11 protein-coding genes are annotated in these 14979 nt (G+C 44.9%); 3 read left to right on the forward strand and 8 right to left on the reverse strand.

From position 1 onward, the window contains the following. Nucleotides 1–9 precede the first annotated feature (9 nt). Nucleotides 10–330, reverse strand: coding sequence for a DUF6482 family protein (locus tag CTT31_RS17675; RefSeq protein WP_039493248.1), 321 nt, complete (start codon nucleotides 328–330; stop codon nucleotides 10–12). A gap of 203 nt (nucleotides 331–533) precedes the next feature. Between CTT31_RS17675 and CTT31_RS17680 the strand changes: the two genes are divergently transcribed. Next, nucleotides 534–827 carry a transposase gene (locus tag CTT31_RS17680; RefSeq protein ID WP_211858884.1) on the forward strand — a complete coding sequence of 98 codons (294 nt, stop codon included), beginning with the start codon at nucleotides 534–536 and terminating at the stop codon, nucleotides 825–827. Between the two features lie 397 nt (nucleotides 828–1224). On the opposite strand, the gene CTT31_RS17685 is transcribed toward CTT31_RS17680, so the two are convergent. From CTT31_RS17685 to CTT31_RS17715, 7 genes are all read right to left on the reverse strand, one after another. Beyond that, the gene (locus tag CTT31_RS17685; protein WP_260491681.1) at nucleotides 1225–2349 is read right to left on the reverse strand and encodes a glycosyltransferase; all 1125 of its coding nucleotides are present in this window, start codon (nucleotides 2347–2349) and stop codon (nucleotides 1225–1227) included. Next, nucleotides 2346–3374, reverse strand: coding sequence for a glycosyltransferase family 9 protein (locus CTT31_RS17690; protein ID WP_260491682.1), 1029 nt, complete (start codon nucleotides 3372–3374; stop codon nucleotides 2346–2348). The genes CTT31_RS17685 and CTT31_RS17690 overlap by 4 nt, the downstream gene beginning before the upstream one ends. Before the next feature lie 2 nt (nucleotides 3375–3376). Next, nucleotides 3377–4723, reverse strand: a complete 1347-nt coding sequence (locus CTT31_RS17695) for a 3-deoxy-D-manno-octulosonic acid transferase (RefSeq protein ID WP_260491683.1) — start codon at nucleotides 4721–4723, stop codon at nucleotides 3377–3379. Between the two features lie 122 nt (nucleotides 4724–4845). Beyond that, nucleotides 4846–7260 carry an FtsX-like permease family protein gene (locus tag CTT31_RS17700; RefSeq protein WP_260491684.1) on the reverse strand — a complete coding sequence of 805 codons (2415 nt, stop codon included), beginning with the start codon at nucleotides 7258–7260 and terminating at the stop codon, nucleotides 4846–4848. 226 nt (nucleotides 7261–7486) lie between these two features. After that, complete coding sequence (locus CTT31_RS17705) at nucleotides 7487–9883, reverse strand: ABC transporter permease (RefSeq protein WP_017218596.1); 2397 nt, start codon at nucleotides 9881–9883, stop codon at nucleotides 7487–7489. 2 nt (nucleotides 9884–9885) lie between these two features. Further along, complete coding sequence (locus tag CTT31_RS17710) at nucleotides 9886–10593, reverse strand: ABC transporter ATP-binding protein (protein WP_017218595.1); 708 nt, start codon at nucleotides 10591–10593, stop codon at nucleotides 9886–9888. A gap of 10 nt (nucleotides 10594–10603) precedes the next feature. After that, nucleotides 10604–11857: an efflux RND transporter periplasmic adaptor subunit gene (locus CTT31_RS17715; protein ID WP_017218594.1), complete on the reverse strand. Its 1254-nt coding sequence runs from the start codon at nucleotides 11855–11857 to the stop codon at nucleotides 10604–10606. Between the two features lie 249 nt (nucleotides 11858–12106). Between CTT31_RS17715 and CTT31_RS17720 the strand changes: the two genes are divergently transcribed. Together CTT31_RS17720 and CTT31_RS17725 are read left to right on the forward strand one after the other, a co-directional pair. Next, a complete protein-coding gene (locus CTT31_RS17720; RefSeq protein WP_045964984.1) occupies nucleotides 12107–13519 on the forward strand; it encodes a sigma-54-dependent transcriptional regulator in 1413 nt (470 codons plus the stop codon). A gap of 11 nt (nucleotides 13520–13530) precedes the next feature. Beyond that, the gene (locus CTT31_RS17725) at nucleotides 13531–14856 is read left to right on the forward strand and encodes a sensor histidine kinase (RefSeq protein WP_017218592.1); all 1326 of its coding nucleotides are present in this window, start codon (nucleotides 13531–13533) and stop codon (nucleotides 14854–14856) included. Nucleotides 14857–14979: the final 123 nt, after the last annotated feature.

The raw sequence follows: 14979 nt of genomic DNA on the forward strand, positions 1-14979 counted from the left end.
CCTTTTTGTTTAAACTGTTATGTCGGATGGAGTTAAGTGACGGATCTCCATATTGCTGATATGCGTTCCCGAAGAGTCCTCAGGACCAATTTCATCATAGGCAGACTCAACTCTGAGGTAGGCTTGAGTTGCACCGAGCTCCGCCAGCTTTGTCTCGGCCTCTCGCAGCGAGTTAAACGGCGTTAGTTTACCCTCAGCATGCATTAAGATATGCAAGTTCCCATCAACATCCTGACCACCAGCTAAGTAGTGATTTGAATCCGCGTAGCTAAGCACGATGGCATGAAGTTCTTTATTAGCGATTTTTTCTTTGAGTGTGGCAGCAAGCATAATGCTCTCCTCGTTTAACCGATTAATAATTAAACGACCCTTGTGCGTGTTTGGTTCACCTTGGTTGTCGTGAATGTTTTGTCGCAAACCTGTTGTCGTGATAAATCACGACCTACCATCCAACCGTAGGTCGAGGTTTACCTCGACAGATTTAATCGAAGGGATTATCTTTAAAATTCATCTCTCAATTGCAAGGAATGCACATGAGCTGGAATGACCTGAGAAAAGGCAGGATATCAATCCCGTATGCGGAATACTTCATTACGTTTAACTGCCATAAACGCACGCCCTATTTTACGGATTATCGGCTGGCACGATTGTTTTGCCAATCTATCTCACATAATGAACAAAAGTTTGAGTGCTGCTGGCAAACATGGGTGTTAATGCCAGATCACTTTCATGGCTTACTGACACTTGGAAATACGCAACTTGGTAAGGTTGTTGGAGAATTAAAAGGCAGAACAGCTTACCTGCTAAATAACCTGAGCTGCGGATAATTAATGCCTTTCTAGCAGCCAGTTTTAGCGCTAACTGCGTTGAATTCACTTCCAATAGCCAGCTATTGGTGCGTAAATTCGCCTTGCCTACAGGATGTAGGTACCTTAGCGAGAGCAGGACGCGGAAGCGGAAGCGGAAGCGGTGTTTTCCCTAAAACTCTCTGGCTAGACAAGGAGAAAACTAAGTTGTGCTTTAGCAACAATGAGTTGGAACATTCCTTATCCAAACCTCAGGTTAAATAAACAATTGGATTCAAAATACAGAATTTGGCAAAGCGCGTATTACGATCATATGCTCAGGTCCACAGAAGATAGGCATACCATTGCCCGGTATATTGCTGCAAACCCACTAAGAACCAAGCTAGTAAACCGCATTGGTGATTATCCTTATTGGAACTCACACTTTCTGTGATTGGCTGGTTAAAGGCGCTCTTCCCAACTCAGTTAACACGCTTCGATATACCGACAAGTTGCCTTCCGCCATCACCTCAATGGCAAATTCACTGCACATTTTAGCGCGGCCTTTACGGCCCATTTGCTCTCGTAAAATCGGGTCCTGCAATAAGCGATTAAGATCTTGGGTAAACTGAACTTGATTACCAACCGGAGCAAGTAATCCGGTTTCATTGTGCGCAACCGCTTCAGGAATGCCGCCAGCAGCACAGCCCACTACAGGCACACCAGATGCGCTGCTTTGTAATAACGCTACGCCTAGCCCTTCCATCGATGCTGGATGTGCAACGATATCAACCGCAGGTAAAATACGCGCTACGTCTTGTCGAAATCCCACCAGCTGAACAATTTTTTGCAGCCCCAGCTCATCTATACGCGCCTGATACTGTTGCTGCTTTGGCCCTCGACCAAACAGTAATACGCGCAAATTAGGATGCTCAACAATGAGTTGTTTGGCTGCACGCATGATCACATCTTGCCCTTTGCGCTCTATCAGCTGCGCAAAATTAGCCACAACCAAGGCATTTTGTGGCAGTTCAAACTCATCAAGCAGCCATTGCCGCTCCGCACTATTTGGTGCAAAGCGCTGGGTATCGACTGCACTGTGGACTAACTTTACTTGCTCAGAGGCGACACCTTGTGAGAGTAATACTTGGCGGATCCCCTCTGAGATAGCGATAACTTTATCGTAGGCTGGGTATTTTAATTTTGACCACCAGCGTGGCTCGGTGTTGTCGACTCGCCTCGATAAAATAATAGGAACATTAAGCGACTTCGCGGCAAGTAATCCCCAAGTATCAACCCCTCGACGGCTGTGAATATGAACACAATCAGGCTGATGATGAGCAATAGCCTTTCGTAAACGCAACCATTGCATGACATCGAGATCGCCTGCCATTTTCACAGGCTCCACAACTACTTGCTTATCAACGGCTGCAATCATTTCACTATTAGGCGGGCAAACCAGTACGTTTTCAATGCCCTTTTGCTGCAACGCTTGGGTTAAATATACCACTTGTTGTGCGCCACCATATAAGTGACGACCCGCTTCAATATGCAGAACTTTCATAGCACTTCTCCTAGTGCGTTCGACACTCTTTGTGGCGTGAGACCTACCATACAATCAAAACGAGCCTCACAGGTTGGCCGGCGTTTGCATGGTGAGCAAGCAAGTTTATCGCTCAACACGCGACCATTTGGATTGAAGGTGTTTTCATACGGTAAGGTTGAACCAAACAACGCAATAACCGGGGTATGATGCGCCATCGCCATGTGAGTCAGTCCAGTATCAACGCCAATCACACCTTTTGCTCCCCGAATGATCTCGCTGCACTCAAGCAATGTCGTTTTCCCGGTTAGATTAATGATCCCCGGCATCTGTTTTTCTAAGCGCTCGCTATGCGCGATATCACTTGGTCCACCCAATATAATAATATGCGCACAAATAGACTGATTTACTTGTTTATACAACTCACGCCAATGCTCATCTACCCAGTGTTTCTGAGCTCTCGTTGTGAACGGGCAAAACACCACATAAGGTTGACCTTGAGTATGCTCCAATAGCAGTGCTTCTGTATGTTGTTGTGTCTCTTTCGAGGCAATGAGCGAGTATTGAAATGCCGCTTCTGGCACACCAAAAAATGTAGCAGCAGCTCTGTATTCCGAGCTGATATCAGCAGACCAAGGCGAGGTCACTACCTTATTCATAAGCCACTGACTGCCTTCGCGACTATTGATCCCAACCTTATATTGAGCACCACTAAGCCAAGCTAGCACGCCACTTTTAAGGAGTCCTTGGGCGTCGATCACTAAGTCAAATTGTCGACTAGCCAACTGCTTTTTAAAGCTATTAACTAGCTTCAGTAGCGCTATGATCCCCTGTGCTTTTCGCACTTTTTGCCACTCATTACGAGGCCACAGGATCACCTCATCTAGCAGTGGATTTTGTTGTAGCAAGGTCGCGCCAGCAGGCTCTGCCAACCAGCTCAGTTTTGCCTCTGGATAACGTGCCTTTAGTGCAGAAATAAGGCCTGACGCCATCACGATATCACCAATGGCACTGAGCCGGACAATAAGGATATTGTTGTATTGCATTGTTATCTGATCACCATTGGATGTAATCGGGTACTATGAACTGGCCGTTGCGCCTGCTTTAACTGATATAAAACTTGCAATGTGGTTTTGTGTAGTGCGCCATAATGCTTTGCGATTACGGCTTGCCCAGCCTGTATTTGTTCCACTGTTGCAGCACTATTTTGCCAAAAGCCGATGACTTCTTTAGCTATTTGCTGTGGTTCGTTACCCTCAACAAGTGCACCAACTTGACTCAGCGGCGCACATATATCTTCACAATTTCGTCGACTACTTCCCATTACGACGGCAGCCCCTTGGACAATAGCTTCGGCAGGATTATGACCACCGAGCTTAACTAACGAGCCACCGATAAAGGCAACGTGGGCATCACGATAAAACGCAAATAGTTTGCCCATCGTATCGAGCAGATACACTTGCGTATTTGCCGTTAGTTTTGATGCCTGCGAGTAACGCTGACAGCTCAGCCCGCTTGCTTGCAGCAGCCGCCATACCTCATCAAATCTTTCAGGATGACGCGGTGCGATAATTAGCTGAGCTGCTGGATTTTGCTGTAACAACTGTTTGTGCGCTGCGACCACCGCTATTTCTTCAGTGTCATGCGTGCTCCCCGCAATCCATGTCAACTGAGAGGGTTTTTGCGTTGGGTCGGCATGTTTAAGCTCTGGCCAATCGTACTTGATATTACCGCACATCATCAGTTTTTCTGGTGGTACACCCAACTCGCGAAAAGCTTGATAACTGAGCTCACTTTGCGGCAGAATTTTATGCACCTTTGACACCACAAAGGTAAAAAGACCTAACATGTTGGCATAGCGATTTTTTGATCTGTCGGTCATGCGGGCATTTACCAGCATCACTCGACTGCCTTGGTTGCGCGACTGGCGAATAAGGTTCGGCCACCACTCCATCTCAACCGACATGGTCAATACCGGATTAAAATGCGTCAAGAACGCACCAACTGTCAATTGAAAGTCCAGTGGCAAATAAGTGTGAATGACTTGCTCCCCCCAGTTGCGCTCAATATAGTTGGAACCCGCAACCGTGGTACAAGTAAAAACAATGGGTAAATGAGGATGCTGTTTACGCAGCTCAGGAATAAGTTTAGCAATGGCGGCGCATTCGCCAACGGAGACGCCATGTAAATGAATACAGGCGGGTAAACGCTTACAATTATAGACACCTAAGCGTTGTAAAAAGTGCTTTTTATAACCCGGTTTACGTAGCCATTTTTTTAATAAGATCAGCGCAATCAAAGGTAAGCACAACAACAGGATACTGTTATAAACACCAATCCAAAGTGAATTAGCTGATCTTCTACGAAGACGAGAGGTTGTCTTAACCTTAGCCATAGCTACACCTTGTTATTCAAGCCTGAATTAACCCCAGTGTAACTATGGTTTTTGACACTAAATTGACAGCGAGTTATACCAACTTGCTTTATTAAGTGGTCTATTTTAAAAATTGCTATCAGCTACTCGTAGCGCAGCGCTGATGAGGGGCGCCGGCTTGCAACCTTGTAGGTAACGAGCACAACGGTAAGCCAAGTAAGCAAGATCACAAGTAGGCCTGCGACTCCATAAATCCATATAGATTGATTTATCCGCTCATTAAAGCGATTAAGCCACTCACCAACTAGCCAATACGTCAGCGGGACTGCAAGTACCATACTCAATGCAGATAACCACAAATACTCTTTAGCAACCAAGCTAATTAACCCAATACGTGAAGCGCCTAACACTTTGCGGATAGCTAATTCCTTTTCTTTACGCAAGGTAGTAAATGACGCTAACCCAAATGTTCCGAGTAAGGTCAGCAATATAGCTAAAGGACTAAAGATAGATAGCATGGTAAGCGTATAAAGTTCATTCTTGTGGGCCGCCAAGAACTCATCATAGAGAGATTGCACTTCTATATCACGACGATTGAGATGTGCAGCAAGGACTTGTTCAATTTCAGTGATCACGTTATCTGGATCAATGCCTTCAGCGATTTTTAATACCACATTTGCAGTTTCACCATCAACATGACCAAGCATCAACGAAGTAGGTTGTACTGCATTATTCACGGAACCAATTCTGATATCCTCAACTACGCCCACGACCTTGGCTGTCAACTTTCGCCTTGGTACGGTAACAGTGACGCCGATTACCTCATCAAGCTTCTCATATCCCGCTAAATGAGCCATTTTTTTGGTTATCAGGATAGCGACATGCGCCTCTCCATTTTGCTGTTCACGATACCAATCTCCAGTGTAATCGCGACTAAAGCCTCGCCCAGTAATCAGCTTTAACCCGAGTACATCAATCACGTCATAACCCGTATTGATTACTGCTAACATGCCGTCATAGGTTTCGCCATTTGGCCAAGTGTAATGCATCCCACCGTTAATGGCGGTTGCATAATTGGTATCGCTCAATGTCCAACCAGCCACACCTGAGATCTGGCCTAACTCATCAAGCAATGCGTTTCCTTGTTGCTGATAGATCAGCTCTGAGGGCAATTCTCGAATGATAATTCGCTGTGCTTTTTCGTAACCTACATCCAACTGTTTTACCAGCATCATTTGTTGATAGAGCATGCTGATAGCTGCTATCAGCCCTACGCCAATCGCACCTTGTAAGCATAAGGTTATTTTGCGGATCCTTGCTGATGAACGCCCTCGACTAAAATCGCCACTTAACACTTTTTTCGCACCAAATGACGAGATAAATAAAGCTGGATATAGCCCAGAAAATAAACCAACCACTGTCAATGTAATTACAAGACCGAGCATAAATAGAGAGTTGTATACCAATGTCAGGGGCTGCGCGATTAACTGATTAAAGTGCGGCAATGCCAACTCAACGATTACAACCCCTAAAAACCCTGAAAACAGTACAGTCAGTAACGATTCTGACAGGAATTGTGTGACGAGTTGCGACTTACTGGCACCTAGCGCTTTACGTATGCCGACTTCTTTAGCACGCTTTGCAGCACTGGCAATATTGAAGTTAATAAAATTAGCGCTGGCTATGATCACAAGTAAAGTACTCAGCACAACGCTCACTTGTAGTGCCAAATAAGACCCTCCTTGCTTCATCTCTACGGTGCCATTGGTGTGAAAATGCAACTGGGTCAACGGAATAAACTGAAACTGGATGTCTTTGAAGTTCGGGTTTTTAGCTCTTTTTTGCATCTCGCGCGTCATCTCTTGGGCTAACGCGTTGGGATCTGCTTCTGGCTGCAACTTCAAATACACATGACTACTAAAAGGACCGCGCTGTAATTTGGGTAAGTACATCAGCACATCAAAATCAAAGTGTGTATTTGCTTCCAAATCCGCAAAAACAGCAGCCACTTCATAGCTTCCCCCATCGTATTCAAGTTGCCTGCCGATAACATCTGTATCGCCAAACAAGCGCTTTGATTCTGTCTGGCTAAGGGCGATAAGATTGGGCTGAGAAAGAGCCTGAGTTAAGTCTCCATGTAATACAGAGATATTCACAAACTCAGCCAAATTTGGCGTCGCAACATACGCCTTTTTGAACTTAAAGCGCTGATCTTTAACCTTCACGATATCCGCCATTGGTTCGCCACTATATTGTAACGATTCAATCCGACTAATAATCAACAGGTCCTTAATTTGACTGTGCTTTTGCATCAGCTGCGGCATTCTAGGGTCAATCGCACCGCGCACGCCCACACCCACAGAACGCAAATCTAAATGCACTCGGTAAACATGATTTGCATCAGGCTGATGTTTATCAACAATCAACTGACTTTGGGCAAATAAAGCCACGATAATTGCAGCAGCAATTCCAATGCTGAAACCGATGACATTGAGCAGTGTGTGTAGCTTTTGCTTTTTACTTACCCGAATTGCCGTACTCAAATATGAAGTGAGCATAGAAGATCCTTTTTAGTTATTTTTTATAAAGATATCCAGTACAAAGTCACTTGATTTTTCCACTCGCGATTGTGACTCACTTTTGAAATGACTGCTTGTAGCAGCATATTCACACCATTCAAAAGCAGAAATGGTCGTGCCGATATTAGTGATGAACACACCAAGAAATAAATGATGAAAGCGGCCTAAATTAGGCCGCAATTTCTTGAGTGATTACCAATTTAATTTACTCATATCGCAAGATCAGCGACGGACGTGTACTCGCGGCTTTAAAGGCAAGGGTCGCCACAGTCAACCAAGTGATACCGGCAACCACCAAGGCTGCTGCACCATAAACCCACATTGCTTGCTCAATGCGGTCATTAAAGTTTGCAAGCCAATCACCAACAAGCCAATAGGTGATTGGATAAGCTATGGCGATACTGACTCCCACCAAAGTCAGGAACTCTTTTGCTAAGATATTCACAATGCTTAGCCGTGATGCCCCTAAGACTTTGCGTACAGCTACTTCTTTTTGACGGCGAACCGTTGCAAAAGATGCCAATCCAAAAGTGCCCAAACAGGTTAAGAATACAGCTAGTGCAGTGAAGATAAGTACCACCTTAGAGATACGCTCATCACCACTAAGTACCGCCCTATAACTGTCTGACAGTAGGTTGATCTCTGGTTCATACACGTTTGCGGTTTTTGCCAACACACTAATCACATCTTGTCTAATCTGTGCTAAATACTGCGGGTTAATCGTTAAGATCACTTCAGATGTTGGATTAAAATAAGTAAATCCTAATAAAAACATAATATTAGAACTCGCTTCTTGTGCATTCCCCACTTTGACGTCTGCGACGACGCCAACCACTCGCATCTCTACGTTGCGGCCAGTATCTTTGATAGTTTTGCCAATAATATCAGCAACATTACTGTAGCCAGCTTGCTTAGCGACCGACTCGGTAATAATGGTGCCTATTGTGGTTACGCCGTTAACTCGATTTGACCAATCACCGGCAAACTCTCGGCTAAAGTCTCGACCTGCAAGTAGCGTTAACCCTAATCCTTTGACTACCTCGTAGCTTGTGCCAATAACTGGCGTTAGGGATTGTGACTGTTCACCATTTGGCCAAGTTGGTACTAGGGTATTATTAATCGAGCGAGTCAGCTGCGTATCTATCACACTGATATGTTCAACGCCCTCAATCGCCGCGAACTGTTTAACTAATGATGTTGGCGCTTTTGTTAAAGCCGCTTTAACGGGCACTTCTGAGACCACCAAACGTTGTGTGGTTTCGTAACCAAGCGGTAAGTTTTGCAAATGTGCCAACTGGTACTGTAGCATTACCGAAGCAATAATTAACCCAACCGCAAGTGCAGCTTGTACAGTTAAAAGACTTTTGCGCACCCAAATCGCAGTACTCCCACGCTGTAAATCTCCGCTTAATACGCGTTTAGCACTAAAAGATGAGATAAAAAATGCAGGATAAAGACCTGCCAATAGCCCCACAGTGACGGCAACCGCGACCACAACGACACTAAACATAGATGCATAATCAATACTTAATTCACGGCCAACTAGATTGTTGAAACTTGGTAATAGTAGCTCGACCAAAACACAGGCTATTGTCATTGCAAGCAATGACACGAGTACAGACTCAGATAAAAACTGTGCAACTAATTGCGACTTGCTGGCACCAAGTGCCTTGCGTACACCCACTTCTTTTGCACGTTTGGTCGACTGTGCAACCGTCATATTAATAAAGTTAAAGCCAGCGATAAGGATCAGCAGCACGCTTAAACCAACACAGATCATCACCACTTGTTTCGCACCACCCACTTTCATTTCAAACGGCGACTTTGCAGTAAAGTGAAGCTCCGTTAAGGGGTGTAATTGCAGCGATAAGCGACCCTTAAAATCACCGAAATAATATTTCTCAGTCAGTATGCTTTCCAAAGCAATAACATCTGTTTGCGGCGCCAATCTTAAATAAACATAACTAGAAGTTATATCCGTATTGACTGGATCATGCTCTACAGACACTAGGTTTTTAAAGCCAAAATGCGTGTTTTCAGGTAAATCTGTAAATACTGCACCTACCGTATATTGGCCGTTTTTATGCTGTAGAGTCTCGCCAACCACGTTTGTGCGACCAAAAATACGCTGAGCTTCTGAACTACTCAATGCAATGCTATTCGGTACACTCATGGCGCGACTTAGACTACCTGCCACCGTTTCCATATCGATAAAATTCTCGATATTTGCAGTTGCGCCATAAAGATCATTCAGTTTAAACCCTTGATTTTTTACTGTCACATCGACTTCAGCTTCGCGAGTAAACTCCACCATCGTCAGCGCAAAGACTTCTTCAACCTGGCTATATTCAAGTGCTCGAGTGCCATTGATGTAATTAAAAACAGGAACGACCCCAAGCCCTAATTGCGAATAGTCTTGTGCAATTCGATACACGCGCTCAGCTTGAGGTTGCTGGCTGTCGTAAGACAGTTCATTTTTTGCAAACAGTGCGACCAAAATTGCCGCGGCTAAGCCCACACTAAGCCCAAGTACATTTAAAATAAAATGCTGTTTTTGCTGCTTAAAAGCACGCAATGCCGTTATTAGATAATTCACTATCATCGTTATGCCACCTCTACTTTTTGTGGTTGCACCACTGTGTTGGCTTTGTCTAACATCACTTGGCCATCGAGAAGGCGAACAAGTCTATCCGCGTATGACCCCTCTTTTTCTGAGTGCGTTACCATGATCACGGTTGTGCCTTCGCGGTTTAGCTCGCGTAACATCGCCATGACTTCTTCGCCGTTTTTGGAGTCCAAGTTACCCGTTGGCTCATCCGCTAAGATAAGTTTAGGGTTAATAACCAGCGCTCTTGCAACCGCCACACGCTGCTGCTGACCACCAGAAAGCTGCTGTGGTAGGTGATCGGCACGGTGGTCGATGGCAACGCGCTTTAAAATCTGCTCTACACGCTGCTTACGTTCACTTTTTGAGATATTTTGGTATTGCAGCGGTAGCTCAACATTTTCAAACACCGTTAGCTCATCAATCAGGTTAAAGCTTTGAAATACAAAACCAATAGACGCTTTACGTAGCTGTGAGAGCTGTTTTTCGCTATAGCCCGCAATGTCCGTGCCCGCAAACTCAAACTGCCCAGATGACGGTGAGTCCAACATCCCGAGGATGGACAATAAAGTAGACTTACCACACCCAGATGGGCCCATGATGGCGACAAACTCACCTTCATTAACGGCGAGGTTAATATCGTTTAGCGCAGTCGTTTCAACGTCTTGAGTACGGAATACACGGTTTAGGTTAGTTAGTTTTATCATTGTTATATCCTTAGAAATTGAGTTGTTGCGCTTTGTCGAAGTTGCTATAGCTTGAGGTGATCACTTGCTCACCTTGTGATAAGCCATCTAACACTTCGTAATAATCTTGATTCTTTTTACCTAAGCGAATATCACGACGCTCGGCGGTTTTGCCATCACTTGCCAACACGTATACCCAGTTACCACCAGAGCTAGTAAAGAAGGCACCGCGTTTTAGCAATAAGGCATTTTCTTTGTTACCGCCAAGCATCAGTTCTACATCTATGCTTTGGCCGCGTTTAATGTCGCTTTGGCCGCTTGGTAATGCCACTTCTACCTGAAATTGTGATTGCGTTACACGGCTATCAATTTTGCTCACCTTTGCACTGACTAAGCCACTGTCTAACATCACATTCACTGCCATATCCGGTTGTACTTGATTTAAATAAAACTCATCAAGACGGACAACCAACTTGTATTCATTCGGAATGTCAATTTGGCCTAACCTTGCCCCTTTACTCTTTGACTCACCGATTTCAACATCCAGCTCACTCAAGTAACCCGACACCGGCGCTTTGATCAGTAGGTTTTCGAGATTTTTACGGGCAAATTGCAAGTTCTTCTGTAACATCTCAGCACTGTCTTCTAGCTGTTCGACTTGTACTTTACGAATTGAATTTTCCTGCGTTTGGCGCTCTAACGTCAGCTCCTTTCGGGCCTTGTAATACTGTAAATCGTCCTCAATTTCAGACAATCTGTCGGTTGCCAGCACGCCTTTTTCAACAAGTGGCTTGGATTGCTTATAACGACGTTCCAAATGACTAATTTGTAAGTCAATTTCAAGCAAGTCACGGCGTAAATTAAGGCGACTGGTTTCCATCGTCATTTGGGTGTTTCTTAGGAAGTTAAGCTGCTCTGTTACTTGCGCTTCGCGACTCATCACGTCTAGCTGTAAACTGGTATTGCTCAATCTCACTAATGGCTGACCCGCTTCAACAAACTCACCCTGCTCCACCAAGCGCTCTTCCACTTGACCACCGGCGATGGTATCTAAGTAAATCGTGGTTTTTGGTACGACTTGACCACGTAAGCTTAGTGCGTCCACAAACGCCCCCTTGCTTACGGTACTCACCGTGAGACTACTCAGCGCGAGATTTTGACTACGGCCTGAAGAGGCAGTGTTATTGAATGCCAGTGCCGCTGCTGCAATGCTCAGAAGTACACCACCTGCCACCGCTTTTTTAAGATGTTTTTGCAATCCTGAACGCTCTATTTTCTTATCCATAATCACGCCTCTTGTTGTTAGTCGGTTAAATCGTTTTATCGAATATGTATGACTAATATCAAGCCCCGTGCCAAGCTTGATTTTATTAGCAATTACAAAATGTTAGGCGTTTAGCATTATATTCTAAGAATAATAAGTGTCCGGAAATAGAACACATCAAAAATAACAAAGTGTCCATAAATGAACACTTTTCGTAGACGAGATCTAAACGATTGCGGTACGCTAAAAGAAAAATAAAGCGATCAGGATATGAAGCAGGAAGGCACCATATTAATTGTCGACGACAACAGCGATATATTAATTGCAGCAAAGCTTTTGCTAAAAAAGCATTACCAAACCATCATCACCACAGATAACCCCTTTGATATAGAAGCGCAGATCGCTTCGCAGCAAATAGATGTGATCTTGCTTGATATGAACTTTAGCCAAGATGCTATTAGTGGCAAAGAGGGCTTTTATTGGTTAAAGAAAATTGTCGAACAAGACCCAAGCATTGTGGTGTTGTTAATGACTGCCTATGGTGACATTCAGCTTGCCGTTGATGCGATAAAAGCAGGCGCCGCCGACTTTATCGCTAAGCCTTGGCAAAACGACCAACTACTCGGTGCGGTTGCTGCCGCATTTGCCCATGCCAAAGACAAGCAGCAAGTTGGTAAGCTCACTCGTCAGGCACAAGGGTTAAATCAGGCACTCAATCAATCTAGTGGTAGCCATCAATTTGCTTTTTTAGGTCAAAGCCCGGCCATGCAAAAGGTATTTAGTACCATAGAACGCGCAGCACTCACCGATGCCAATATTCTGATCACCGGCGAAAGTGGCACGGGCAAAGAGCTCGCCGCCCACGCCATTCATCAGGCGAGTATGCGCCGCGACAATACCTTTATCAGCCTAGACATGGGTGCTATCTCAGAAAGTTTGTTTGAAAGCGAATTGTTTGGTCATAAAAAAGGGGCGTTTACAGATGCGAAAAGCGATAAGGTAGGCCGCTTTGAACTCGCACACGAGGGGAGCTTGTTTTTGGACGAATTGGGCAACCTGCCAATGAGCCAACAAACAACGCTACTTGCAGCGCTACAAAATCGGCAAGTCACTCCAGTGGGCGGCAATAAGCCCATTTCAGTGGACATACGGCTTATCTGTGCCACCAACGACAATCTGCAAAAAGCGGTTGATGAAGGCCGTTTTAGGCAAGATTTATTATATCGGATCAATACCATAGAGATCCGTCTGCCACCGCTTCGCGAGCGTACCGAGGATATTCCACTGCTCGTAAACTACTACCTTAAACACTTTTGCCACAAGTATAAAAGGCAGCTTGAGGTAAATAGCAGCGACATGCAATGTCTACAAACCTACCCGTGGCCAGGTAATGTCAGAGAGCTCGCACATGCTATTGAGCGTGCGGTGATCTTAAGTGAAAGCGAGTTTTTGGATATCAGTACCGTGATTGGCACTAATCCCACGGCGGCACAAGCAAGTATGGAAGATACCTCGGACACCAACACACTCACTTTTGAAGGCACTTTCAACCTTGAAGAGATTGAACAACGTACGGTGCGTGCAGCGCTCAAGCATTATCAAGGCAATGTCTCAAACGCAGCCAAAGCGCTCGGGTTAACCCGAGGGGCGATGTATCGTCGCTTAGAAAAGTACGATTTGTAGGAAGAAAAGAAATGACCCGCCTTGCTCACCACCCCACCCTTGTTTTTTTCTTTACTATTATTGGCTTAGTAATCTCCAATGGGCTCTCGTTATATTTGTATATACAAGGTGGCTTTTCGGCAACTTGGCTGTTGATCACCCTTATTACCATCGTGTTTATCTCGGCCTTATACTTTCAATTTAACAAGCAAAACAAGCACATGGGCTTTGTACTTAAGTCTTTAGCCAATGGCGATAGCTCCTTGGGATTAAGCCAACATCACCCCATGCGGCAACACTTAGAAGAAATTAAAACGCGGATCCAAAACGCGCGGTTGAGCGCTGAGCAGCAAGCTCACTTTTTACAGACCCTCTTAGTGCATATAGATTTAGCCGTACTGGTTTTCGATAAAGATGGTAATGTCATTGAGTCCAACCCAGCGGTAACCCGCTTACTCGGTAAACCCATTAATCACAGCGAAGATTTAGAAGATATCGCACCACTGATTAATGAATGCGATAACAGCTTGAAAACAATAGCAAATTGGCAATATGGCGAGCAACAAGATAACTTGTCTATACAAATAACGTCAGCGCAGATCCAAGGGCAAATTCGTAAAATTGTCACCTTACAATCCATTCGTGATGCATTACAAAACAAAGAGCAGCAAGCCTATAAGCGCCTCACCAAAGTGCTTACGCATGAGGTGGCTAACTCTATTACACCTCTGTCATCCATTGCACAAACCTGTGAGGGACTCTTGCCCGACACATTAAGTTTTGACGATGAAGAGGATAAACAAGACCTAGCCTTAGCGTTGCAAACACTGGCAAAACGCACTGAGTATCTGGGCGCTTTTATCGCCCGTTTTAGAACGGTGAGTAATTTACCCAGCCCAGCGCTGCAACCTGCCCAGCTTGCGTCGATTGTAGAAGGGATTTATCAGTTACATCAACAAAGCTGTCATCAAGCGAACATAGACTTACAGCTTGATGTTAGCCACTCCCAACTGGTGATGTTAGACACGGCTCAGATTGAGCAAGTGCTTATTAACTTAACCAAAAATGCCATTGAAGCGGTGCAGCAGCGCAATGACGAAGACCAGCGAAACACCCGCCAAGTGGTGTTGAAAACTGGAGCCAATAACGCAGGCCAGCACTATATAGAAATAAGCGATAATGGGCCCGGCATCGCAGAACATGTCATTGACATGATTTTCGTGCCGTTTTTTACCACTAAACAACAAGGCTCGGGGATAGGCTTAAGCCTATCGAGACAAATTATGATCAATCATGGCGGCGACTTAATTTATCTTAGGCGCGAGCAAGGCGCATGCTTCAGATGCGTATTTGGTTAACTCACTTGAGCTTTGCTTAAGGCTTATCTTTAGTTAAAGGCAAATAAGACTACATGCCAGGTCGCTCCTTGAGGATTTGTGAACTTATAAAAAATCGGTAAACTAGAAGTATCTAATTTAGGG

Source organism: Pseudoalteromonas maricaloris (assembly GCF_024746855.1).
In the GTDB taxonomy this organism is placed as follows: Bacteria; Pseudomonadota; Gammaproteobacteria; order Enterobacterales; family Alteromonadaceae; genus Pseudoalteromonas; species Pseudoalteromonas maricaloris.